The sequence below is a fragment of the Actomonas aquatica genome (assembly GCF_019679435.2).
In the GTDB taxonomy this organism is placed as follows: Bacteria; Verrucomicrobiota; Verrucomicrobiia; order Opitutales; family Opitutaceae; genus Actomonas; species Actomonas aquatica.
Window position 1 is genome coordinate 2445207 of the sequence record NZ_CP139781.1, and the last position, 24093, is coordinate 2469299.

Consider the following 24093-nt stretch of genomic DNA (forward strand, 5'->3'; position numbering starts at 1 on the left):
GGCGGTATAAAGAACGGAGTTTAGGTGCGGGCCGGAGCGCGGCTGGAAGTCTCGACAATCTTGGCGAGAACCTGCTGCGGAACCTGCTCGAAGTGGGAGGGCGTGATGGTCGCGCTGGCGCGGCCCTTGGAGAGGGAGCGAATGTCCGTGACGTAACCGAAGAGCATTTCGAGCGGAACTTCGGTATCGACGATAGCGGCACCACCCTTGCTCTGCATGCCGTTGACGCGGCCACGACGACGGTTGATGTCGCCGATGAGATCACCTTGGAATTCTTCCGGGGTGGTCACTTCGACCTTCATGATCGGCTCGAGGACGATCGGGCTGGCCGCCTTCATCGCTTCCTTGAAGGCGAAGATACCCGCCATCTTGAACGCGATTTCGGAGGAGTCGACCGGGTGGAAGGAACCATCGATGATGGCCATCTTGACGTCCACAACCGGGTAACCGGCGACGACACCGTTGTTGCAGGCCTCCATGAGGCCGTCGGTGGTGGGCTTGATGAACTCCTTCGGGATGACACCACCAACAATCTTGTTGATGACCTCGATACCCTTACCCTTCTCGTTCGGTTCCATGGTGATGACGGCGTGACCGTATTGGCCCTTACCGCCCGACTGACGGACGAACTTACCTTCGCCGTTGGCGGAGCTGAGAATGGTTTCGCGGTAAGCGATCTGCGGCTTGCCGGTGGTCGCCTCGACTTTGAATTCACGACGCATGCGGTCGATGATGATGTCGAGGTGGAGCTCACCCATGCCGGCGAGAATGGTCTGACCGGTCTCTTCGTCAGTCTTGACAGAGAGGGTCGGATCCTCGGCGACGAGGCGCTGGAGGGCGGTGCCCATCTTCTCCTGGTCGGCCTTGGAGTTCGGCTCGATCGACATGGCGATAACCGGTTCCGGGAAGGACGGCGGCTCGAGGCGGATGTCAAAGTCGGCGTCGCAGAGGGTGTCACCGGTGATGATGTCCTTCACGCCGACGACGGCGCAAATGTCACCAGAGTAGGCGACGTCGATCTCGTCACGATCCATGGCGCGCATGAGCACGAGACGGGAGACGCGCTCGGAGCGACGGGTGCGCGGATTGTAGACCGCGGTGCCCTTTTTGAGCTGACCGGTGTAAACACGGTAGAACACGAGCTTACCCACGAACGGGTCGGTCCACAGCTTGAAGACGAGACCGGCGAGTTTGCCCGCGTCGTCGACTTCGGCAGTGACAGTCTCACCATCGCTGTCCTGGCCCTTGATGGGAGGAAGGTCGATCGGGGACGGCAGGTAGTTGACCACGGCGTCGAGGAGACGCTGCACACCCTTGTTCTTGAAGGCTGAACCAGGCATCACGCCGGTGAACTCGAGGGAGATGGTAGCCTTACGGACTGCGAACATAATCTCCTCAACGGAGATTTCTTCACCTTCAAGATACTTTTCAGCGAGGGTGTCGTCGAAGTCGCACAGCGCTTCAATCAGCTTCTCGCGATACTCAGCAGCCTGAGCTTGGTAGTCTTCCGGAATCTCGGTGGTGATCGGCTTGAGGCCGAGTGCGTCCTCTTCGGTGCCGAAGATGTAAGCCACGTTCTGAACCAGATCGATCAGACCAGAAAAGTTTTCCTCGGCTCCGATCGGAATGCAGAGCGGGTGGGCATTGGCGCCCAGCTTTTCGCGCATCTCGGCGACGGCCGTGAAGAAGTCAGCCCCGACGCGGTCCATCTTGTTGATGAACGCAAGGCGCGGAACGCCATACTTATTGGCTTGGCGCCACACGGTCTCAGACTGCGGTTGCACACCGGCCACGGCGCAGAACACGGCGACGGCACCGTCGAGCACACGCATGGAGCGCTCCACCTCGGCGGTGAAGTCCACGTGCCCGGGAGTATCAATGATGTTGATACGCTGCTTGATGCCAGACCACGGGCCACAGGAAGCGTCCCAAGCGCAGGAAATGGCGGCTGCGGTGATGGTGATGCCGCGCTCCTTTTCCTGGGCCATCCAGTCGGTCACAGTGTCACCTTCGTGCACCTCACCGATCTTATGAACGGCACCCGAGTAGAACAGGATGCGCTCGGTCGTGGTGGTCTTGCCAGCATCGATGTGAGCGGCAATACCGATATTGCGGGTCCACTCGAGCGGGAAGGGACGCTCTTTGGCGTTAACCTTGTTCGCTTTGGACCGTTCAGTGACGACCTTAATGACGGGATTTTCGTCGGACATGGATATTCCTTACCAGCGGAGGTGGGCGAAAGCGCGATTGGCTTGGGCCATCTTGTGAGTGTCTTCCTTCTTCTTCACGACGCCACCGGTGTTGTTGTAGGCGTCGATGATCTCATTCGCGAGAGCGTCACGCATGGTCGTGCCCTTACGGGAGTGAGCAGCGTTGACGATCCAGCGAAGAGCGAGGCTCTCTTGGCGCTCGTAAGAGATCTCGACCGGGACCTGATAGGTGGCACCACCGACACGACGGCTCTTCACTTCGAGACGCGGACGAGCGTTCTCAAGCGCGCCGATGAGCAGATCAACCGGATCACCCTTTTCGAGCTTCTCGGACACCTTTTCAAAGGCGCCGTAGACGATGCGCTCGGCGAGGTTCTTCTTACCATCAAGCATCACCACGTTAACGAGGTGAGCGACGAGGGGGCTGTTGTAGCGAACGTCCGGACGGACCTTGCGCTTGGTAGCTCTGTGGCGGCGTGACATGGTCTTAGTAGTTAAATTTTATTTCTTATCCTTCGGGCGTTTCACGCCATACTTGGAGCGGCTGCGACGACGCTTCTCCACGCCAGTGGCGTCGAGGGCACCACGCACGATGTGGTAACGGACACCCGGGAGATCCTTCACACGACCACCACGGACGAGCACGATGCTGTGCTCTTGGAGGTTGTGGCCTTCGTCCGGGATGTAGGAGATAACCTCGTTGCCATTGGTGAGGCGAACCTTGGCCACCTTACGGATAGCGGAGTTCGGCTTCTTCGGGGTGCGGGTCATGACCTGCACGCAGACGCCACGGCGAAAAGGGTTGGCGTCGAGGGCAGGCGACTTGGACTTCGCCACGATTTGGCGGCGTCCTTTGCGCACAAGCTGGTTGATGGTCGGCATGACTGAAACGAGGGTGTGAAGTTGAGAAAAGAGGCGAAACGTGAAGAGCGCCCAAAAGCTGATCAAGAACTTTTTGGCGAAAAAGAGATAGGTCACGCGCCAGACCGCGAAGAGCAGCTGGATCGTGATCAAAAAAAGCGCACCAGTCAGAAGGGACCGATCGCCGTTTTGAGAGGAAAAGGGGCGAGATAGCAGACACGACTTTCTTGAAAGACAAGCTCCGAAATCACTCAACGGCGCGCGACATTCGTTTTTATCGGCTCCCGGAGCAATTTTCCTCCCTGCCCTACTTTCAGCGACCCGCCTCCGCGGTATGCCCGCCGTCATTTCGTTAGATCGTCCAGAAATACCTCGACCCGGTTCGCAAACGCCTCCGGCCGGTCGGCAAAGACGTGATGCCCCGCCCCTTCGATCACGGTAAATTTAGCCCGTGGGATAAGCTGCGCATAACGCGCACTCGATTGTGGCAGAATCATATCCGCGCTCCCGTGGAGGACCAGACATGGAGCCGATATGCGCCCTAACGCCTTCGTATAGTCGTGCCGCTGACCGAGCCCGATGTAGAGGGCCTGGGCCAGCCATCCCCCCGTCCACTCCTGCTGATGTCGCGGCAACGGGGGCTGCCCGAGACTGGCGAGATAGTAGTTTGCGAAGGTGATGTTCAACTGGCGCATCTCGGTTTCGCTCCGACCAAGATGAGCAGGGAAATCGAGATAGTTCTCCATATAGCTTTTGAATTCCGCGGTCGTCTGCGCGGGCAGGCGCGCAGCCACGCGTTCAAATAGATCTCCCTCCTCGCTCGGGAAAACCAGAACGTCCGCCGGCGCCACCAGCACCAGCGCCTCTACGTAAGGGGGAAACTCAGCCGCATACATCGCCGCAAGAAATCCACCAAAGGAATGACCGATCAGCACCACTGGCTCATCTCCCTCCCCCACCAGTTCCCGTCGAACACGTTCCAGATCCGCTAGCTGAGTAGCGATACCCAAGGTCTTATCCAGATAGGCGATTTGCTCGAAGGGATTGTCTCCAACGGGTCGCTCAACCGGGTGCGAGGAGCGGCCGCAACCACGCTGATCGTAAAAGGCGAATTGATAACGATTCCCCAGTGAAACAAGTGCCGGCCACGGCTCGGCAAAGGGATGCCCCGGTCCCCCATGGAGGACAATAACCGGCTTCCCGGAGCCAATGATCTGGTGAAATATCTCAACCCCATCACCAGTGATCCAGCGCCTGGGGCCCTCGGGGTCGGATTTCGCAAAGGACTCTATATTTCGCTCCGCCAGCCTTCCCGGGATATAAAGCGGCTGCGCAATGAACCACTGCCACCCCCACACCAATCCTCCCAGCACCAAAAGCCCGGCAAGCCCGAGACCAAGACTGCGACATAGCCAAAAATTCCGAATAAGCATGTGGCGAATTCTACCAATCGCCGACCGTCGCGTGCTTGATCGGTTTTGCTGAAGCGACTGGACCTCGCAACCGCCCGCACCACGGGAACTCGGCGCACCGCGCCTCAGGCCGTGAGCTCCACGCCCTTGGATCGGGGCAAAAAAATCGCCCGGCCGGGAAGGCCGGGCGAATAAAGACCGCGGAGCTAGGCTCGACACGATCTTTTTGGCGGGAGGGACTGAGAGAGTCACGAGCCCGCGGGGCGTTGACAAGAGTATATTTGGAGAAATCCAAAAAAAACGTCCGGCCCCAACGCGGGACCGGACGTTATGAAAGAAACGATCGGACAGCAGTTTAGCTGGCTTCGGTCGAAACCGGCTCGTCGGCGATCTCTTCGGCGCCGAACGGCAGGCTGATCTTGAGCTTCTTGTAAGAAGGCAGACCCGTGCCGGCCGGGATGAGGTGACCCATGATCACGTTCTCCTTGAAGCCTTTCAGGTTGTCGATCTTGCCGAGGGTGGACGCATCGGTCAGCACGCGGGTCGTCTCCTGGAAGGAGGCGGCGGAGATGAACGATTCGGTCTCCAAGGACGCCTTGGTGATACCCAACAGGATCGGCTCGGCCTCAGCCGGCTTACCACCGGCCTCTTCGATCCGACGGTTGTCGGCGAGGAAGGTCGCGCGGTCAACCTGCTCACTCCAGAAGTATTCGCTGTCACCCGGATCGGTGATGCGCACCTTGCGGAGCATCTGGCGAATGATGATCTCGATGTGCTTGTCGTTGATGGTCACACCCTGAAGGCGATAGACCTCCTGGACCTGCGCGATGAGGAAGTCATACAGCGCGGAGGGACCGAGAATTTCGAGGATCTCGTGCGGGTCGGCCGAACCTTCGGTGAGGTGCTGGCCCTTGTAGACCACGTCACCAGGCTGCACGATGATGTGCTTGCCCGGAGCGATGAGATGCTCCTCTTCCTGCTCGGTTTCCTCGTTGCGAACGACGAGCTTGCGCTTGCCGCGGAGCGTGCCTTCGAAGGACACCACACCGTCGACACGGGCCATCTCGGCCGCGTCCTTGGGACGACGAGCTTCGAAGAGTTCAGCCACACGGGGAAGACCACCGGTAATGTCCTTGGTCTTGGACGCCTGACGCGGGGTCTTAGCGAGCAAGGAACCCGGGGCGATGATGTCGCCTTCGTTGACCGAGATCTGGGCGCCCACCGGAATGGTGTAAGCGGCGAGCGGCTTGTTGGCTTCGTCGCGGACTTCGATCTGCGGATTGAGGTCTTCCTTATGCTCGATGACCACGGTCGCAATGCGGCCTGAAGCCTCGTCGAGTTCGCGCTTCACCGTGACGCCGGGGATCATGTCTTTGAAGACGAGCGTGCCACCCTTTTCGGAGAGCACCGGCACGTTGTAAGGATCCCACTGGGCGAGGAGGTCACCCTTGTTGATCTGTTCACCATCCCCCACCGGGAGATAGGAACCGACAACGATATTGTAGGATTCAACTTCGCGCTCCTCAGCATCAACGATCTGGATCGTGCCTGTCTTGTTGAGCACGATGGAAGCACCGTCTGCCGTCGGCACGAGGCGCAGACCGCGATACTTCACGGTGCCACCCACGCGAACGCGGATTTCCGGGTTCTTGAAGCCACCGGACGCCACACCACCGATGTGGAAGGTGCGCATGGTGAGCTGCGTGCCGGGTTCACCGATCGACTGGGCCGCGATGATACCGACGGAGTCACCGGTCTTGGCGACCTTGTTGGTGGCCGGGTTGATGCCGTAGGACTTTCCATCGATGCCGTGGCGGCTGGTCGAGGTGAGCGGAGACATGACCTTCACGCGCTCAACACCGCTGTCCACGATCACGTCGGCCATTTCCTCGGAGATGAGTTCGCCGGACTTGACCAGGATTTCCTCGGGGCTGAGCGGGTTGTAAACGTCGTCACTGGAGCAGCGACCAACGATACGTTCCTTGAGGCCGACAATCTCATCGTCACCCTCGTAGATGGCCTTCTTCCAGATGCCGTCGCGGGAACCGCAATCGGGCTCGGCAATGACCACATCCATGGCCACGTCGCAGAGCTTACGGGTGAGGTAACCGGCGTCAGCGGTCTTGAGGGCCGTATCCGCGAGACCCTTACGGGCACCGTGGGTGGAAATGAAGTATTCGAGAACGGTCAGACCTTCGCGGAAGGAAGACAGAATCGGGCGCTCAATAATTTCGCCGGACGGCTTGGCCATGAGTCCGCGGGTGCCGCACAGCTGGCGAACCTGCTGTTTGTTACCACGGGCACCGGAGTCCATCATGATGTAAACCGGATTCACTTCCTCGCGACCGTCGTTGCCTTGGAGAATGCCGAACACCTCCTTGGCGATCTTGTCGGTGGCGTTGGTCCAAATGTCGACGACCTTGTTGTAGCGCTCGCCGTCGGTGATGATACCCTTCGAGAACTGAGCCTCGACTTCGGCGATCTTCTTCCGGGAGTCCTTCACGATGTCCTTCTTCGCCTCGGGGATGATCATGTCATCGATACCGATGGAGATGCCGGCTTGGAAGGCGGTCTGGAAACCGAGCTCCTTGAGCTTGTCGAGGGACACGACGGTCTCGGCCTCATTGGTCACCTTGTAGGTGTTGAGGATGATGTCACCCAGTTTGCCCTTCGGCACCGGGAAGTTCACGAAACCGAGTTCCTTCGGCCAGATCTGGTTGAAGATCACGCGGCCCACGGTGGTGCGGAGAATCTTCTTCTCCGAATTGCCGTAAACAGTGCCATCAACCCCGCGATCCGGATTGGGTAGATCGACCCAATCGTGCACGTTCAGTGCACCATCGGCCTTGGCGAAAAGCACTTCATTGAGGTCGGCCATGAGCGGCACACGGGCACCCTTTTCCGGCTTCTTGCGCGGTTCGAGGGTGAGATAGTAGGCGCCCAGAACGATGTCTTGCGACGGCGTGAGAATCGGCTTGCCGGAGGACGGCGAGAAGATGTTGGAGGTCGCCATCATGAGGAGTTTGCACTCCATGATGGCTTCAAGGGACAGCGGCACGTGCACGGCCATCTGGTCACCGTCGAAGTCGGCGTTGTAAGCCGTGCAGACGAGCGGGTGAACGCGGATAGCTTCGCCCTCGATGAGGACGGGCTCGAAGGCCTGAATGGACAGACGGTGCAGGGTCGGCGCACGGTTGAGCAGCACCGGGTGGCCCTTGGTCACTTCCTCGAGGATGTCCCACACTTCCGGGGACTTCTTCTCGATCATCTTGCGGGCACCGCGGACGGTGTGCACGAAGCCGAGTTCCTTGAGGCGGCGGATGATGAACGGCTCGAAGAGCACGAGCGCCATCTTCTTGGGCAGACCGCATTGGTTGAGCTTGAGCTCCGGTCCGATCACGATGACCGAGCGGCCGGAGTAATCGACGCGCTTACCGAGCAAGTTCTGGCGGAAGCGGCCCTGCTTGCCCTTGAGCATGTCGGAGAGCGACTTCAGGGAACGGTTGCCGGCACCAGTGACGGGGCGGCCGTGACGACCGTTGTCGAACAGAGCGTCCACCGACTCCTGCAGCATGCGCTTTTCGTTATGGATAATAACGTCCGGCGTCTTGAGCTGCATGAGGTTCTTCAACCGGTTGTTACGGTTGATCACGCGGCGGTAGAGATCGTTGAGGTCGGAGGTCGCGAAGCGGCCACCTTCGAGCGGCACCAGCGGACGCAGGTCCGGCGGGATCACCGGCAGCACCTCAAGCACCATCCACTCCGGACGGGAGTTGGAGGCAATGAAGCCTTGGATGACCTTAAGACGCTTGGAGAGCTTCTTCTTGATCTGCTTGGAACGGGTCGCGCGCATCTGCTCCTGGAGCTCGATGACGGTCGCGTCCATGTCCATGACTTGGAGGCAATCGCGAATGGCTTCGGCGCCCATCTTGGCCACGAAGGAATCGTCGCCGTATTCGTCGAGGGCCTGACGGAACTCGACGTCGGTGAGGAGCTGCTTGGGCTCGAGGGGAGTCTTGCCCGGGTCGACCACCATGTAGTTCTCGTAGTAGATCACGCGCTCGAGGGAGCGGGCAGTCATGTCGAGCAAGAGGCCGAGGCGGCTCGGCATGCTCTTGAGGAACCAGATGTGGGTGACCGGCACGGCCAACTCGATGTGACCCATGCGCTCGCGACGGACGCGGGCAATGGTGACCTCGACGCCGCAGCGATCGCAGACGACGTCCTTATACTTGATGCGCTTGTATTTGCCGCAGGCGCACTCGTAGTCACGCACGGGACCGAAGATCTTCTGGCAGAAGAGGCCTCCCGGCTCGGGCTTAAACGTGCGGTAGTTGATCGTCTCGGGGTTTTTGACCTCCCCTTTCGACCAGCTGCGGATGGTCTCCGGCGCGGCGACGGTGATGGAAACGCAATCGAACGGGTTCTCATCCACGCCCAGAGCAGAGCGAGCTTCCTCGCGGGCTCCGGCGGCGACTTCGTTGGGTTGAATGCTCATGTGTTCGTGTTCCCTGACAGGTTATTAGAAGTTGCTGGCGCGAGTTTGAATCGACGCGGCGGAGGGCGGTTGCACCGGCGTGAGATTGCCGAGCGCATCCTTCTTGTTGAGTTTGATGTCCAGACCGAGGGACTGGATTTCCTTGATCAAAACGTTGAAGGATTCCGGCGTGCCGGCCTGCAGCGTGTTGTCGCCCTTGACGAGCGACTCGTAGATCTTGGTGCGGCCCTGCACGTCGTCAGATTTGACGGTGAGGAGTTCCTGCAGCGTGTGCGCGGCGCCATAGGCTTCCAGCGCCCACACCTCCATTTCGCCGAAGCGCTGGCCACCGTATTGGGCCTTGCCGCCCAAGGGCTGCTGCGTGACGAGGGAGTAAGGACCGACCGCACGAGCGTGAATCTTGTGCGAGACCAAGTGATTCAGCTTCATCATGTAGATGTAGCCGACCACGACCTGCTGATCGATCTTCTCACCGGTGCGACCGTCGTAGAGGGTCGACTTGCCGGAGTTCGGCAAACCGGCATCTTTGAGGTAGTTACGCACCTGCTTCTCGGGAATACCGTCGAAGACCGGGGTGGCGACCTTGATGCCGAGCTTGGAGCAGGCCCAACCGAGGTGGGTCTCCAAAACCTGCCCCACGTTCATGCGCGACGGCACGCCCAGCGGGTTGAGGCAGATCTGAATCGGGGTGCCGTCCGGGAGGTAAGGCATGTCTTCCTCGGGCACGATCTTGGCGACCACACCCTTGTTACCGTGACGACCGGCCATCTTGTCACCGACCTTCAGCTTCTGCTTGGTGGCGACGTAGACCTTGACCTGCTTGATGGCACCGTTGCCGGCATCTTCGCCGGACTCCACGCCCTCAACCTTGCGCTCACGATCCGCGTCGAGCTCATCGAACTTCGACTGGAAGGAACCGATGATCTCCATGATCTTGATGCGAACCGGAGACGGATCGATCTCAACGTGCTTGGAGACCGCGGCGAGCTTGCGCAGGAGGGTCTTGGTGATCTTGCGGTTGGCCGGGATGATGATCTCACCCGTGTCGCCGTTGATGACGTCGAGCGGGATCTTCTCACCGAGGAGGATGTTGGAGAGGGACTCGGTCAGCGCCTCGCGGAGCTTGTCCATCTCGGTCTTGTAGGACTCCTGGATCTGCTTGATCTGGCGGCGACGATCGGAGGGCGAGAGCTTCTCCTTCTCGAAGTCGACGCGACTGGAGACCTTGACATCCATCACGATACCGGTGGCGCCGGAGGGAACGACGAGTGAGGTGTCCTTCACGTCGGCGGCCTTTTCACCGAAGATGGCGCGGAGGAGTTTCTCTTCCGGCGCGAGTTCGGTTTCGGACTTCGGCGTGATCTTACCGACGAGGATATCGCCCGGCTTCACCTCGGCACCGACGCGAATGACGCCATTGTGATCGAGGTTCTTGAGGGCTTCCTCACCTACGTTCGGGATGTCACGGGTGATTTCTTCCGGACCGAGCTTGGTGTCACGCGCGGTGACCTCGAATTCCTGAATGTGGATGGAGGTGAAGATGTCTTCCTTGAGCACCTTCTCGGAAATGAGGATGGCGTCCTCGAAGTTGTAACCATTCCACGGCATGAACGCGACGAGCACGTTGCGACCGAGAGCCATCTCGCCCTTTTGGGTGGAGGGGCCGTCGGCGATAATGTCACCGACCTTCACCTTCTGACCCTTGTCGACGACCGGCTTCTGGTTGAAGCAGGTGCCGGCGTTGGAACGCATGAACTTGCGCAGCTCGTAAACGTGTACGCCATTCTTCGAATCGCTCTTCGGGTTCTTATCGAAGTTGCGCGGGAGTTCGCCGTCGCGGCTGACCACTACGCGCTTGGCGTCGACGGAGGCGATGACGCCCTCCTCTTCGGCCACTGCAACGATCTTGGAGTCGCGGGCGACGCGCTCTTCGATACCGGTGCCCACATATGGGGACTCGGCCTGGAGGAGCGGCACACCTTGGCGCTGCATGTTGGCGCCCATGAGCGCACGGTTAGCATCGTCATGCTCGAGGAACGGAATCATCCCGGCCGCGATCGAAATGACCTGCTTCGGCGAAACGTCCATGTAGTGGACCTCTTCCGGGTCGAGTTCGAGGAACTCCCCGTCCTGACGAACGGTGACCTTGCCGATGAAGTGATTCTTGTCGTCGATCTCAGCGTTGGCCTGGGCAATGATCTTTCCCTCTTCCTGGTCGGCAGTGAGGTAGTCGATTTGATCGGTGACACTGCCATCTTTCACCAAACGATACGGCGTTTCGATAAAGCCGAACTCGTTGACGCGAGCGTAGGTGGACAGGGAATTGATGAGACCGATGTTCGGACCTTCCGGGGTCTCAATCGGGCAGATACGACCGTAGTGCGAAGGATGCACGTCGCGCACTTCAAAGCCGGCACGTTCACGGTTAAGACCACCCGGGCCTAGCGCGGAGAGACGACGCTTGTGCGTGACCTCGGCGAGCGGGTTGATCTGGTCCATGAACTGGGACAGCTGCGAACGGGCAAAGAAGTCACGAATAACCGTGGTGAGCGCCTTCGGGTTGATCAGCTTCTGCGGCGTGATCGAATCGACGCTCTGATCATACATGGTCATGCGCTCGCGCACCAGACGTTCGGTGCGGGCCAGACCCACGCGGCACTGGTTGGCGAGCAACTCACCCACGGTGCGGACACGACGGGAACCGAGGTGGTCGATATCATCGACGACGCCCTCACCCTTCTTGAGACGCACGAGATACTTGGTGGCGGCGGTAACGTCGCCTGACTCCAACGTGCGTTGCTCGAGATCAACTTCGAGACCGAGCTTTTGGTTGACCTTGTAACGACCCACGCGACCGAGGTCGTAGCGCTTCGGATCAAAGAAGAGACGCTTGAGCAGGGCTTTGGCGTTGGCGGTCGTCGGCGGTTCGCCCGGACGCAGGCGCTTGTAAATTTCCTTGAGGGCTTCCTCCTCGTTGCGAGTCGGATCCTTCTTGAGAGCGCGAATGATGGCACCCTCGTCGGCCGAAGTATCGATGACACGGATGGCCGCGATATCGTGCTTCTCGAACGTGCGGACAATCTGCTTGGTCAGCGGCTCAAAGGCACGGGCGAGCACCACACCCTGCTGGGCGTCGATGGCATCTTCCACCAGCACGAGATTGGAAACATTTTCCATCTCGAGGGCCTGGTTCACCGTGAGTTCCTGGATCTCGTAGAACAGGTTCAGGATATCCACGTCGCTGGAGTATCCCACCGCCCGCAGCAGCGTGGTGATGAGAAACTTGCGCCGACGACGGCGACGGTCGAGGTAAACGTAGAGGAGGTCGTTGTTATCGAACTGGACTTCCAACCAAGTGCCGCGGTCGGGAATGATGCGGAAGGAGTGCAACGGCTTGCCGTTGGCGTGCGGCGTCACCTCGAAGGCGATACCCGGCGAACGGTGCAGCTGGGAGACGACGACGCGCTCGGCACCGTTGATGATGAACGAGCCGCGCTCGGTCACCATCGGGATTTCACCCATGTAAATTTCTTCGTCTTTGATGAAGTCCTCTTCGCGCAGACGGAGCTTCACGTAGAGCGGCACCGAATAGGTGATACCTTCACGGAGGCACTCGATCTCGGAATTTTTGGCGTCGCCGATCGTGTAGGAAACGTATTCGAGGGTCAGACGACCGTCATACGACTCAATCGGGAAAACCTCGCGGAACACCGCTTCCAGGCCTTGGTTCAGGCGCTGCTTGTCCGGGGTGCCCTTTTGCAGGAATTCAAGATACGAACTGATCTGGAGTTCGATCAGATTCGGCGGCTGAAGCACTTCGCGGAGCTTACCGAAGTTGATGCGATCGGCTTGATTTTTGCGGACGGCCATGGGTGTTCCCGGTTGTATTAGTGGAATGGAGAATGTGGTGGTGGCGGCTTTACGTAAGCCCCACCTCAAGCCTCAACGACCGCGCAGCGGTTGCGGTCCGATTGAAGCGAAACTGGCGTAAAAAGAACGGAACGAGAAAAGGCAAAGGACAGGCCGCGTCCAAACACGGCCTGTCCCGAAGTAAACGGACGATTTTCGTCGGAATGAGACAAGCGGCAGGTGCCTTACTTGAGCTCGACCTTGGCGCCAGCGGCCTCGAGCTTCTTCTTGATCTCTTCGGCTTCTTCCTTCGAAGCGCCTTCCTTGACGGGCTTCGGGGCGCCTTCGACGAGGTCCTTGGCTTCCTTGAGGCCGAGGCCGGTGATGCCGCGGACTTCCTTGATGACGTTGATCTTCTTGTCGCCAGCGGCGGCCAGAATCACGTCGAACTCGGTCTTCTCCTCGGCGGGAGCAGCGGCAGCGGCGGCAGCCGGGGCGGCGGCAACGGCTACGGGAGCAGCGGCGGAAACGCCCCACTTCTCCTCGAGGTCCTTGACGAGGCCGGCGATTTCGAGAACGGACTGGCCGGAAAGCCACTCGATGACTTGGTCTTTGGTGATGTCGCTCATGATATGAATCTCCTGCTCCTGAATAGCGGCCTCAAACCGGAGGCGCGTTTAAGAGACGTATCTCCTATTCCGGTGCTGTTGATTTTTGGGCTTTCATCAGGCGCACCTGGCTAGAGGCCCGTGCGCTGTTGAAAAGGGTTGGATTAAAAGATTTGGAGGATGGAACTTACTCTTCGCCGCCCTCTTCGCGAACCTTGGCCTGAAGCACGTTGGCCAGATTTTGCGCAGGAGCATTGAGGAGGCGGACAAACATGGTGCCGGGCTGATTGAGCAGACCAAGCAGCTGTGCGCGGAGGGCGTCGAGGGACGGAAGTTCGGCGAGCGCCTTAACATCGTCGGCGGTGATGACCTTGTCGCCGAGGATGGCCGACTTAACCTCAACCTTCTTCTTATCCTTGAAGAAGGCCGTGACGGTCTTAGCCGCCCCCGGGGAGTTTTTACCGCCCACAATGATGGCAGTCGGGCCACTCAAAACATCGTCGACTTCGGGCAGACCGAGGGACTTGGCGGCGACGCGGAACGAGCTGTTCTTGACCACGTGGAACTCGGCGCCGTCGGCGGAGAGTTTTTCACGCAGCTCAGCAGTCTCCTCGACCGTGATGCCACTGTAGTCAGCGAGGATGACCCAGTCGGACTTCTTGAGGTGCGTCTCGACCTCGTCGATAAGGTATTTTTTAGCGAGTCTCATTTCCGGGTCCTCAGAATTGGTTGTATTCGGTGCTGGCGATACGAACGCCCGGGCTCATGGAAGCCGAAATGGAGACGTTCTTGATGTAGAGACCCTTCACCGCGGAGGGGCGGGCCTTGCCAATGGCTTCAATCACGGCCTTGGCGTTCTCAACGATCTGCTCGTTGGTGAAAGAACGCTTGCCGATGCCGACGCCAATGTTGGCGGTCTTGTCCATTTTGAACTCAACGCGACCGGCCTTCACGGCCTTAATGGCGCCTTCGATGTCGTCGGTCACCGTGCCGCTCTTCGGGTTGGGCATGAGGCCCTTCGGACCGAGGACACGGGCGATCGTGCGCACGGACTTCATCGCTTCCGGCGTGGCGATAGCGACGTCGAATTCAAGCCAGCCTTCCTTGATCTTGTTCATCACGTCGTCGAGACCGGCGTGGTCGGCGCCAGCAGCGAGAGCGGCGTCGGCATCGGCGGTGAAAACGAGCACGCGGACCGTCTTGCCGGAACCGTGCGGCAACGGCGTGGTGCCGCGCACCATTTGATCGCCTTGGGTCGGATCGACAGTGAGGCGGAAGGAAAGCTCGACGGTTTCGTCGAACTTGGCCTTGGGGAAATTCGTCAACACCTTGACGGCGTCAACGAGGGCATACTCCTGCTTCAGATCGGTGCTGGAAGCGGCGGAGCGGTATCGTTTGCTGTGTTTTTCCATTTAGGACTCCTTGCGGTGCAGACGTCCGGGAAATCGGACTCCCGCGATGAGTGGGTTGTGGGTGAAAAGGATGAGGATCAGTCGATGACCTCGATGCCCATGCTGCGGGCCGTGCCAGCGATGACCAAAATACCGGCTTCAACGTTGGTGGCGTTGAGGTCCTTCTTCTTGAGCTCGTAGATCTCCTCGAGCTGCTTGCGGGTAACCTTGCCGACCTTGTCGAGGTTAGGCTTGGCCGAACCGGAAGCGATGTTGGCGGCCTTCTTGAGCAGCACCGCGGCGGGAGGGGACTTGAGGATGAACGTGAAGGACTTGTCGGTATAGACGGTGATAACCACCGGCAGGATCATACCGTTCTGATCCTTGGTCTTGGCGTTAAACTCCTTACAGAACGCCATAATGTTGACGCCTTGGGCACCGAGAGCGGGACCGACAGGAGGAGAGGGATTGGCGGCACCAGCGGGGAGCTGGAGACGGATGTAACCTTGAATCTTCTTAGCCATGGAGGTGAATGAATTGGCGGGTGTTGAGTGACGTTGGTGGGACTTGCTGAACGTCGGCGGTGAGAAAGAGGCGTCGCGTTACTCGGTAATGCGTTCCACCTGCCAGTATTCGAGCTCGACCGGCGTAAACCGGCCGAAAATGGAAACGGAGATCTTGAGCTTGCCGCGCTCCGGATCGATCTCGTCGATGCGCCCAGTCAGGTTGGCAAAGGCGCCGTCGGTGATCTTGACGTTTTCGCCCACCTCATAAGCCACCTTCGGCACTTCTTTGCCGCTGGCGGCCTCGATACGGGCACGAATTTCATCCACCTCGGATTGACGCAGGGCCGCAGGGCTTTCCCCGCCGACAAAACCGATCACGCCCGTGGTCTCCTTCACAAAATACCAAGGCTTGTTGATCAGCTTCTTATCCTCGCCGTAGAGGCGCATGTTGATGAAGACATAGCCCGGGTAGAGCTTACGGGTCTTCGTGCTCTTCTTGCCGTTCTTGACCTCGGAAACAACCTCGGTCGGGAGCAGCACTTCGAAGATGTAGTCGTCGAGTTCTTCCGCCTTTTTGAACTTCTCAATGTAAGTCTTCACCTTGCCCTCCTGACCGGAGAGAGTGTGAAGCGCGAACCATTGCGCGCTGGCGGGGGCGGTGCTGGTGGACTCGGACATGAGGGATTAGCTCACCCAGGAGGTGAGCAGGTCGACGACTTGATACAGCGCGAAATCGCTGATGCTGGTGAAAACACCGAGGATAACCGCGGCAACGATCACGACGATGGTGGAGTCGCGAAGTTCGGTGCGAGTCGGCCAGGAAGCTTTTTGAAGCTCACCAATCATTTCACCGACGAAGATACGGGTGCTGCGGAACGGGTTTTTCATCAGACTTAAAAGTGGCAGGCGCGGAGGGACTCGAACCCCCAACCGACGGTTTTGGAGACCGCTACTCTACCAATTGAGCTACACGCCTTTAGGAAAGTAATTCTCAGACGACGCAGCCGAGGCCCCTATGCGAGGCCTCGGCGGTCGGTAAAACGACTGAAAGCGATTATTCAGTGATCTCGACGATACGACCGGCACCGATGGTGCGACCGCCTTCGCGGATGGCGAAGCGCTGGGTCTTCTCCATGGCGATCGGGCAGATCAGCTCGATGTCGACGGAGACATTGTCACCCGGCATGACCATCTCGACACCCTCGGGGAGGGTGATGACGCCAGTGACGTCGGTCGTGCGGAAGTAGAACTGCGGACGGTAGCCGTTGAAGAACGGGGTGTGACGGCCGCCTTCATCCTTGCCCAGCACGTAGATCTCGGCCTTGGCCTTCTTGTGCGGGGTGATGGACTTCATGGCCGCGATGACCTGACCGCGCTCGATGGAGTCCTTATCGACACCACGGAGGAGGAGGCCGACGTTGTCACCAGCCTGGCCGCTGTCGAGCAGCTTGCGGAACATTTCGATACCGGTCACGACGGTGGTGGCAGTGTCCTTAATACCAACGATTTCAACCTGCTCGTTGAGCTTGATGATACCGCGCTCGATACGACCGGTGGCAACGGTGCCGCGACCCGTGATCGAGAAGACGTCTTCAACAGACATGAGGAAGGGCTTGTCGGTCTCGCGAGCCGGCTCCGGGATCTCAGCGTCGATGGCATCCATCAGATTACCGATGGCCTCAGCACCACCCGGCTTGCCCTCGAGGGCGGCGGTGGCAGAACCACGGACGATCTGGGCATTGTCGCCGTCGAACTGATACTTCGAGAGAAGCTCACGGATTTCCATCTCGACGAGCTCGAGGAGCTCCTCGTCGTCGATGAGGTCGACCTTGTTCAGCCAAACCACGATCTTCGGCACGCCAACCTGGCGGGCGAGGAGGATGTGCTCGCGAGTCTGCGGCATCGGGCCGTCAGCAGCGGAAACCACGAGGATGGCGCCGTCCATCTGGGCAGCACCCGTGATCATGTTCTTCACGAAGTCGGCGTGGCCGGGGCAGTCGACGTGAGCGTAGTGACGATTGGCGGTCTCATACTCCACGTGGGCGACGGAGATGGTCACGATCTTGGACGCGTCACGCACGGTGCCGCCCTTCGCGATGTCCGCGTAGGACTTGAATTCCGCCAACCCCTTGTCGGCCTGAACCTTCAGGATAGCCGTGGTGGTGGTGGTTTTGCCGTGGTCGACGTGGCCGATGGTGCCGACGTTGACGTGCGGTTTGGTGCGCTCGAATGTGCCTTTAGCCATTTGGGTTGGAGACGATTGTTATTCTAGATGTGAGGAGAATGTTCTAACGACGATTGTTTCATGGAGCCCAGAACCAGAGTCGAACTGGCGACCTCACCCTTACCAAGGGTGTGCTCTACCAACTGAGCTATCTGGGCGACACGAGACTTCGTCAAAAGACGAGAAAAGAGTGCCGAACGTGGAGAGCCGGAAAATCACCGTCAACTGCAATTTTAAACATTTCTCTAAGTCTCATGGACCTAGCGAAATGCGGTAGATTCCGGCGGCCAAACGCCCCTCAAACTGACTTACACGCAGCAACTTCGAGAGGGCGGAAAGATTAACAGGTTGCTGGTCCAACAACGGCGCTCCTCCTCCACTGGCCGCCAGCTCCACCGCGCCACGACTGGTGACCATCCCCGCCTCATTCACCAAAACCAACAGGTCCAGTGGAGCGATCCCATCCTGCACGCCCTCGGACTGCACCGGAATAATCTCCTCCCACATCACCTTCCCGTCCAAAACCCGCCGCACCTCAAGAATCGCCTGGCGTCCCGCCAACGGGTCGACCGCGAACGCCTCCCGCGGCAATTCAGCGAGGACAACGCGTGGAGCGAGATTCTCCAAAACCTGAAGTGGTTCCGCATCCAGATGGACGACATCCGGCACCGCCAACTGATTACCACTCTCCGGAAACACAAGTTTGGACCCGATCACGTCGAACGCGATGCCGGGCGAACGCTCTGCGGTCATATCCATTTCCACCCGCCCACTGTTATAAGGGGTCGGCAAGAACAACGGCGTCGGATCGTTGAGCGACAACTCCAGTGCGGAGGCACTTTCATCCGCCCCAAGTTGCTCCGCCCACGGCGTCAGGTTGACCTCAGTCTCGTTCCGACGCGTGGACCTCTCTGTCGACTCCAGCTCAGGTCCTCGCCAATTGATCAGATTAAGCGCCCCGAGCAGGCCCCCTCCGGCGAGCAGCGCCGCCCACACCCACGGAAACGTTTTGCCGTCACCCCGCATGATTCGCGCTTAGGGATTGGGCTGCACCTGCAGCACGTCACGCGGGTTCTCCAACGCCAGCTGCACCCCGGAAAAACCAGCCGCCCGGGCCATATCAGACAGCCGCACCAAATCCTGCGCTGCCACTCGGGCGTCTGCCCGCACCAGCAAACGCGATTCCTGCTCGCCGCCCCGGGCAACTTGAGTCGGCAGCCAGAGGCTCAATTCGCCGTAGGTCATCCGTCCATCCGCCGTGAACACCATATCCGCCCCCAGCACACTGATCACAGCGGTAGAACTCGCTCCGGTCACCGCCGGATTCTCCGCTACGGGCAAGGCGAAGTTACCGCTTCCCAGCTCCATACTCGGGGAAATCACAAAACGGGACCCAAACAACGCGAAGAACAGCCCCAACAAGACGAGGTTGGCATAAAACACCGTATCCATACTCCGTGGCGGCGGACGCAACTTGGACGCCAGATCCAATGGGCGGGTGATCACGACGATTCGCCTTCCTCCTTCAAGGGGTCCGATTCCGCCGCCGGCTGCCGCCGCTCAACCACCCCGGCCTCTCGACCCTGGTCCGCCAACACTCCGCGCCGATAGTCGACCAAAAGGTAGCGCATGATCTCATTTCCCGCCCACTCTACATCACGCACGATCGCCCGCACTCGACCGCTGAGAAAATGGTAACCCAAATGAGCCGGGATCGCCAAAGTCAGACTACCGATCGTCACCAGCAGAGCCTGCCACATCCCGTCCGCCAGCGCCCGCGCGGTCGCATACTCCGCTCCGCCGCTCATAAACGCATAAAAGGTGGTCGCCATGCCCAGCGCCGTGCCCAGCAGCCCCACCAACGGCGCGATCTGCGCGATCGCCGCGATCGAGCCCAAGCGACGCTCCAAGGCCGGGATCTCGACGATGCCAGCCTCCTGCACCGCAAACCGCATCTTCGCTTCATCATCATGCACGTGCAACAGCGCCGATTTCACCACCGCTGCGACCGGCCCGGGGGTTTCCTCACATACCGTCAAGGCCTCCATCACCCGTCTCTTCTCGAGAATGTTCTTAATGCCGTCGACAAAGGCCGTGGAACGGATCTGGCCACGATGCAGATAGAGCGTGCGCTCAGCGAATAACACCACCGCTGCTACGGCCATGACCAGCAATACCAACATCATTGGTCCGCCCTGTGCCAAGAGACTGAATTCGAAATCACCCATGAGTCGTCGCTGTTAGAGAGTCTCGGCCCCGTGCCGTCAACCGCCCGACGGTCCGCTACCGACCGCCTCCCCCTCAGATTCCGGCACCGCAACTACCCCGCCCAACCGCTCCAACTGTCGCCGCGCCCAGAAGCCTTGGGGCAGCCCCGCCGCGATGATCAGTTCATAGGCCTTGCGCGCTTCCGCCACCCGCTCCTGCGACTCCAGCACCTGACCGAGCTGTGCCAACAGCCGCACCAACCAGTAACGCCCCTTCACGCCGAGTTCCTCCCCCGGCTCCCGACCAGCTTCGCTGGGTTCGACCAAAAACTGATTTACTACCTGCCACCACGTCTCCGCCGCCCGGTCCAAGGCACCGTTTTGCTGCAGGACTCCACCCGCCTTAAACCCCGCTTCCACCCGCAACGGCACCGCCGCCGTCGGCAAGTCCCGCAACCGCTCGTAAATCGCACCGGCACTCTCACGCAGCGCTGGCTCCGACAAACCTGCCTGCGCGCTCAGCGTATCGGCCAGGGCCAATTGCGCCGACCATACATCGGCGTGATTCGGGAACTGATTGATAATCAGCTCATATACCTGCCGCGCTGGCTCCCATTGATTGAGCTTCCGCAACAGGTCCCCCTGTTTGAAGCGCGCGTAAAACACCAGATCGTCATCCGGATAACGCGTCACGAGCTCCTCGATCTTCGTGATCGCCTCCTCCAAAAAGCTATCTTCACGCCGCCCCTCGGCAACCAACGCCGACTGATACAGCGCAAACGGCGCATAACGATGCTGCGGATGCTTCTCCACCAGCTCCGTAAGCAAACGCTGCGCCGCCACCAGCTGGCCACGACTCGCCTGCACATTGGCCTCTTCGATGAAGGAATAGACCGCTGCGAGCGTGTTCGGTGCTTCACTGCGGAGCGCCTGCAGCATCGCGAGAGCCTCGTCATGCCGATCGAGCCCAAAATACGCCTCCGCCTCCAAAAGCCGCAGCGAGGACTCGATTTCGTGCCGAAGCTCCTCCGCCACCCCAGCCACTCGTGCCCGCAATGCCGGCGCCAGGTCCAGGGCCCTCTGCCACTCGCCCGCTTCCAACGCCAACCGCACCTGCAACCACGCCAATCGCACCGCCAACGCTTCCGGCAACGCGCCGACCGCCACCGCGTCCCCTCGCATCAATTCGTTCACCCGGCGATAGGCCTCCACCACCCGCCCGTTCGCCTGCAACGCCCGAGCCAGTTTCCACTCCGCCTGCCAACGATTCTGCACGTCGAATCGCACATCCTCCTTCAGTAAATCGATGCGCTCCCCCGCTTCTGTGAGCTGCTGGTCAAGAATGCGCGCCAGGACTTCCTGGAAAATCATATCCCCTGGCGCCACTCCGGCCGGCAACTCATCCAGCGCCGCCGCGTAGGCGTCGGCCGCACTGCGATAGTCACGGGCCCGGAAAAAGGCCTCAGCCTGCAACACCGCCAATTGCGCGCGCACTTCACCATCCCCCAACGGTAACTCCCGCCGCGCCTGAGCCGCATAGCCCGCCGCCGCCCGATAGCGCCGTTCCTCCCACGCCGCCGTCACCAGCACGCCGAGGGCACTGGGCCGTAGATCCGAGGCCGGATAACGCTCCAACAGCATCAACGCATCCCGCGTTGCCTCCTCCGCCGTCCCTGCCAACTGCGCCCTGAAGAGCAACAAATCCTGCTCGATCGGGTGCGTCTGACCCGATTCCGCCGCCCGATTCAACAACTCGCCCAGAGTCGACCGCAGCGCCGCTTGCTCCGCCTCGCTCCGCGCGCCGACCGCCAACAGGCGCAAGGCAATGCGTTGCTTCTGTCGATCCACGCCTTCGCGCACCACCTGCTCAAGACGCAGTCGCCCGCGCTCATCCTCCGGCCCCGCGATCAACCCGAACAACAGGCGAAAATCATCCTGCTGCACGCGCTCCGCCGCCGGCAACGCCAGCAGCTGATTTTGCAGAAAATCAATCGCCTCCGGCTCCCTTCCCAACGCCGCCAGCACCGCCGCATAGCGCTTGGCCATATCGTAGCCGATCTGCTCGCCCGCATATTCTTCCATGCCGCGGCGAAGGTTCACCAACTGACCTTCCGTCGGCTCCGCCACCCGCCACGACGAACGCAAATCCGCCAACTCAAACCGCGCCCGCTGCAAGCCCGAAGTCGCCACCTGAATTGCCGCCCGATAAGCCTGCCGCGCCGCCTGCGTTTCGCCGGCCGCGTCCGCCACCGCCCCCACCGCGTAATGAAACCAAGCCCGCTCCCTCGGCGGCAACCGATCCGGGGTGAATCCACCCAACACGTCCTCCGCCGCATCCGTCTGCCCGCGCACCAACTCGATCAAAGCCCGCCGCAAACGCACCCGCGGCGTGTTCACATCACTCACTCCCGATAAAGCCGCCGCCGCGCCCGCCACATCATCCGCTTCGAGCAAAGCCAACGTCCACTCCAACCGCAGCTCATCCTGCCGCGCCGTTGCTCCCCCCTCCGCCACCAATTGCTCCAAAATCCCCGCCGCGACATGCGGAAAACCCATTTGCATGGCCCGCCGCGCCGCCGCTTCGCGCGTCAGCGACGTCGCCACATCCTCGCGCGGCCCCGCCCCCGCCATCAGCGGCACCTGCCCCACGCCATCCACCGCCAGAGCCGACTGCTCCTGGGCACACACACCCGTAACAGCCGCCATCCACAGCAGCATTCCCAGGGGCCAGAAATTCACGCGACACACTCGCATTCCGGGCAAAGTGCGAAGCCGCTCCATCTGACGCAAGTCCGCGGCGCGCTCCGTGTTTGCACCAACCCGCCCCATGCGTCCTCTTGGAAGCCCTCCGCATGACCGTCGCCCAACGCCAACAGTCCGTCGTCGAAGCCTACGCCCTGATCGAAAACAAACAGGAACGCCTCGGCGCAATCGTCGACACCGCCCGCACGCTCCCGCCCTTTTCCGAGAGCGAACGCATCGCCGAGCATCTCGTGCCCGGCTGCACCTCCCGCGTTTGGCTGCGCGCCGAGCTCCGCGACGACACCTGCCACTTCACCACCGATTGCGACTCCCCCATGGTCAAAGGGCTCGTTCACCTCATCTGCGAGTGCTGCGAGGGCCTGCCCCCCGCCGAGGTTGCCCGCGCCGAGATCAGCGTCATCGAAGCCCTCGGCCTCTGGCGCGACCTCTCCGGCACCCGCCAAAACGGCCTGCGCGCCGTCGCCCAACGCATCCGCCAACACGCCGTCGCCTTCGCCGCCGCGTAGTTCGCCAGCCCGCCCAGCCCCTGCCCCTCCCGTGCTGTTCGACGCTCACAACCACCTCCACTTCGCCGAACTCACCCCACACTTCGACGCCATCCTCGACGACCTGCAGGCCATCGGCCTCGCCGGCGCCGTCGTCAACGGCACCCACCCCGACGACGACTGGGCCGACGTCAACGCGCTCGCCGATCGTTACGACTGGGTCCTGCCCAGCTACGGCATTCACCCCTGGGACGTCGGCCAACGCCCCTCCGACTGGCAGGACAAATTCACCCGCCAACTCTCCGCGTCACCACGCTCGCCCGTCGGCGAGATCGGCATCGATCGTTGGATGACCGACTCCGCGCGCCCCGATCACCCCCTCCTGCAGGACGTCGTGCGCGCCCCCTATGCGGAGCAGGTGGAGGTCTTTACCTGGCAACTCCGCTGGGCCGCCGCCCACGACCGGCCCGCCACCATCCACTGCCTCCAAGCCTGGGGTCCGCTCCTCGAGATCCTGCGCTCCTCTCCGCTCCCCGCCCGCGGCTTCCTGCTCCACGCCTACGGAGGCTCTGCCGACATGGTGCCTGCTTTCGCCGAGCTCGGGGCCTACTTTTCTTACAACACCTCCTTCATCGATCCGCGTCGCGCCAAGACTCACGCCGCCTTCCGATCCGTGCCACGCGACCGCCTCCTCGTCGAAACCGACGCCCCGGCGACCCCGCCGCCGGAGCCGCCCTACCTCCTGCCCTCGCCCACCGCCGGCAGCCGGCCACTCAACCACCCCGCCAATCTTGTCGCCGCCTACGCCCATCTGGCCCAACTCCGCGACCACCCCCTGCCCGACCTGACTGCGCAGATTTCAGCAAATTACCACCGCCTATTTCTTGCACTCTAGGCCCGATTCGGAGGCGCCACCAAAAAACGCGGATCATCCGCCAAGCGTCGCGTGACTGTGACTCATTCGGACCTTGGCGACCGCCATATCCGACCTCCATATTAACGCTCCCCTGACGTCCGATCGTCACTGGGGCGCTGTGCCGATTTTGGCCTCAGTCCGTTCTTTTAGGTCAGATTTCCCT

Annotated in this window: 19 protein-coding genes and 2 tRNA genes; 2 read left to right on the plus strand and 19 right to left on the minus strand. The window is 60.6% G+C overall.

Translation table 11 applies throughout. From position 1 onward, the window contains the following. Positions 1 to 20: 20 nt before the first annotated feature. From fusA to K1X11_RS09750, 19 genes are all read right to left on the minus strand, one after another. The gene (fusA, locus tag K1X11_RS09660; RefSeq protein WP_221029642.1) at positions 21 to 2210 is read right to left on the minus strand and encodes an elongation factor G; all 2190 of its coding nucleotides are present in this window, start codon (positions 2208 to 2210) and stop codon (positions 21 to 23) included. Positions 2211 to 2219: 9 nt separating this feature from the next. After that, positions 2220 to 2693, minus strand: a complete 474-nt coding sequence (rpsG, locus tag K1X11_RS09665; protein WP_221029641.1) for a 30S ribosomal protein S7 — start codon at positions 2691 to 2693, stop codon at positions 2220 to 2222. 18 nt (positions 2694 to 2711) lie between these two features. After that, positions 2712 to 3092 (minus strand): 30S ribosomal protein S12, encoded by a 381-nt coding sequence (gene rpsL / locus K1X11_RS09670; protein ID WP_221030064.1) that lies wholly within the window; start codon positions 3090 to 3092, stop codon positions 2712 to 2714. Positions 3093 to 3415: 323 nt separating this feature from the next. Then, the gene (locus K1X11_RS09675) at positions 3416 to 4504 is read right to left on the minus strand and encodes an alpha/beta fold hydrolase (protein WP_221029640.1); all 1089 of its coding nucleotides are present in this window, start codon (positions 4502 to 4504) and stop codon (positions 3416 to 3418) included. 334 nt (positions 4505 to 4838) lie between these two features. Then, a complete protein-coding gene (gene rpoC, locus K1X11_RS09680) occupies positions 4839 to 8981 on the minus strand; it encodes a DNA-directed RNA polymerase subunit beta' (RefSeq protein ID WP_221029639.1) in 4143 nt (1380 codons plus the stop codon). 24 nt (positions 8982 to 9005) lie between these two features. Then, positions 9006 to 12851, minus strand: a complete 3846-nt coding sequence (rpoB, locus tag K1X11_RS09685) for a DNA-directed RNA polymerase subunit beta (RefSeq protein WP_324726154.1) — start codon at positions 12849 to 12851, stop codon at positions 9006 to 9008. A gap of 224 nt (positions 12852 to 13075) precedes the next feature. Next, on the minus strand, positions 13076 to 13459 hold the full coding sequence (rplL, locus tag K1X11_RS09690) for a 50S ribosomal protein L7/L12 (RefSeq protein ID WP_221032141.1): 384 nt from the start codon (positions 13457 to 13459) through the stop codon (positions 13076 to 13078). A 166-nt stretch (positions 13460 to 13625) separates the two neighbouring features. Beyond that, positions 13626 to 14147, minus strand: coding sequence for a 50S ribosomal protein L10 (rplJ, locus tag K1X11_RS09695; protein WP_221032142.1), 522 nt, complete (start codon positions 14145 to 14147; stop codon positions 13626 to 13628). Between the two features lie 10 nt (positions 14148 to 14157). Next, positions 14158 to 14850, minus strand: a complete 693-nt coding sequence (rplA, locus tag K1X11_RS09700) for a 50S ribosomal protein L1 (RefSeq protein WP_221032143.1) — start codon at positions 14848 to 14850, stop codon at positions 14158 to 14160. A gap of 77 nt (positions 14851 to 14927) precedes the next feature. Next, on the minus strand, positions 14928 to 15353 hold the full coding sequence (rplK, locus tag K1X11_RS09705; protein ID WP_221032144.1) for a 50S ribosomal protein L11: 426 nt from the start codon (positions 15351 to 15353) through the stop codon (positions 14928 to 14930). A gap of 78 nt (positions 15354 to 15431) precedes the next feature. Further along, complete coding sequence (gene nusG / locus K1X11_RS09710; protein ID WP_221032145.1) at positions 15432 to 16013, minus strand: transcription termination/antitermination protein NusG; 582 nt, start codon at positions 16011 to 16013, stop codon at positions 15432 to 15434. A 6-nt stretch (positions 16014 to 16019) separates the two neighbouring features. Next, a complete protein-coding gene (secE, locus tag K1X11_RS09715; protein WP_221032146.1) occupies positions 16020 to 16223 on the minus strand; it encodes a preprotein translocase subunit SecE in 204 nt (67 codons plus the stop codon). Positions 16224 to 16235: 12 nt separating this feature from the next. Next, a tRNA-Trp gene (locus K1X11_RS09720) sits at positions 16236 to 16311 on the minus strand. Between the two features lie 78 nt (positions 16312 to 16389). Then, positions 16390 to 17580 (minus strand): elongation factor Tu, encoded by a 1191-nt coding sequence (gene tuf / locus K1X11_RS09725; protein ID WP_221032147.1) that lies wholly within the window; start codon positions 17578 to 17580, stop codon positions 16390 to 16392. 61 nt (positions 17581 to 17641) lie between these two features. Next, positions 17642 to 17717 (minus strand) — tRNA-Thr (locus tag K1X11_RS09730). A 94-nt stretch (positions 17718 to 17811) separates the two neighbouring features. After that, positions 17812 to 18585: a hypothetical protein gene (locus K1X11_RS09735; RefSeq protein ID WP_221032148.1), complete on the minus strand. Its 774-nt coding sequence runs from the start codon at positions 18583 to 18585 to the stop codon at positions 17812 to 17814. A 9-nt stretch (positions 18586 to 18594) separates the two neighbouring features. Then, positions 18595 to 19065 carry an ExbD/TolR family protein gene (locus K1X11_RS09740; RefSeq protein WP_221032149.1) on the minus strand — a complete coding sequence of 157 codons (471 nt, stop codon included), beginning with the start codon at positions 19063 to 19065 and terminating at the stop codon, positions 18595 to 18597. After that, positions 19062 to 19787 (minus strand): MotA/TolQ/ExbB proton channel family protein, encoded by a 726-nt coding sequence (locus K1X11_RS09745; protein WP_221032150.1) that lies wholly within the window; start codon positions 19785 to 19787, stop codon positions 19062 to 19064. Before K1X11_RS09745 ends, K1X11_RS09740 begins: the two co-directional genes overlap by 4 nt. A 36-nt stretch (positions 19788 to 19823) precedes the next feature. Beyond that, entirely contained in the window at positions 19824 to 22505 is a 2682-nt protein-coding gene (locus tag K1X11_RS09750; protein WP_221032151.1) for a tetratricopeptide repeat protein, read from the minus strand. 113 nt (positions 22506 to 22618) lie between these two features. Between K1X11_RS09750 and K1X11_RS09755 the strand changes: the two genes are divergently transcribed. Then, complete coding sequence (locus K1X11_RS09755; protein WP_221032152.1) at positions 22619 to 23035, plus strand: SufE family protein; 417 nt, start codon at positions 22619 to 22621, stop codon at positions 23033 to 23035. A gap of 31 nt (positions 23036 to 23066) precedes the next feature. Then, the gene (locus tag K1X11_RS09760) at positions 23067 to 23909 is read left to right on the plus strand and encodes a TatD family hydrolase (RefSeq protein ID WP_221032153.1); all 843 of its coding nucleotides are present in this window, start codon (positions 23067 to 23069) and stop codon (positions 23907 to 23909) included. Positions 23910 to 24093: the final 184 nt, after the last annotated feature.

Coding starts and splice junctions, on each gene's coding strand:
- fusA (WP_221029642.1), bottom strand. CDS start 2,210: ATGTCCGACGAAAATCCCGTCATTAAGGTCGTCACTGAACGGTCCAAA.
- rpsG (WP_221029641.1), bottom strand. CDS start 2,693: ATGTCACGCCGCCACAGAGCTACCAAGCGCAAGGTCCGTCCGGACGTT.
- rpsL (WP_221030064.1), bottom strand. CDS start 3,092: ATGCCGACCATCAACCAGCTTGTGCGCAAAGGACGCCGCCAAATCGTG.
- K1X11_RS09675 (WP_221029640.1), bottom strand. CDS start 4,504: ATGCTTATTCGGAATTTTTGGCTATGTCGCAGTCTTGGTCTCGGGCTT.
- rpoC (WP_221029639.1), bottom strand. CDS start 8,981: ATGAGCATTCAACCCAACGAAGTCGCCGCCGGAGCCCGCGAGGAAGCT.
- rpoB (WP_324726154.1), bottom strand. CDS start 12,851: ATGGCCGTCCGCAAAAATCAAGCCGATCGCATCAACTTCGGTAAGCTC.
- rplL (WP_221032141.1), bottom strand. CDS start 13,459: ATGAGCGACATCACCAAAGACCAAGTCATCGAGTGGCTTTCCGGCCAG.
- rplJ (WP_221032142.1), bottom strand. CDS start 14,147: ATGAGACTCGCTAAAAAATACCTTATCGACGAGGTCGAGACGCACCTC.
- rplA (WP_221032143.1), bottom strand. CDS start 14,850: ATGGAAAAACACAGCAAACGATACCGCTCCGCCGCTTCCAGCACCGAT.
- rplK (WP_221032144.1), bottom strand. CDS start 15,353: ATGGCTAAGAAGATTCAAGGTTACATCCGTCTCCAGCTCCCCGCTGGT.
- nusG (WP_221032145.1), bottom strand. CDS start 16,013: ATGTCCGAGTCCACCAGCACCGCCCCCGCCAGCGCGCAATGGTTCGCG.
- secE (WP_221032146.1), bottom strand. CDS start 16,223: ATGAAAAACCCGTTCCGCAGCACCCGTATCTTCGTCGGTGAAATGATT.
- tuf (WP_221032147.1), bottom strand. CDS start 17,580: ATGGCTAAAGGCACATTCGAGCGCACCAAACCGCACGTCAACGTCGGC.
- K1X11_RS09735 (WP_221032148.1), bottom strand. CDS start 18,585: ATGCGGGGTGACGGCAAAACGTTTCCGTGGGTGTGGGCGGCGCTGCTC.
- K1X11_RS09745 (WP_221032150.1), bottom strand. CDS start 19,787: ATGGGTGATTTCGAATTCAGTCTCTTGGCACAGGGCGGACCAATGATG.
- K1X11_RS09755 (WP_221032152.1), top strand. CDS start 22,619: ATGACCGTCGCCCAACGCCAACAGTCCGTCGTCGAAGCCTACGCCCTG.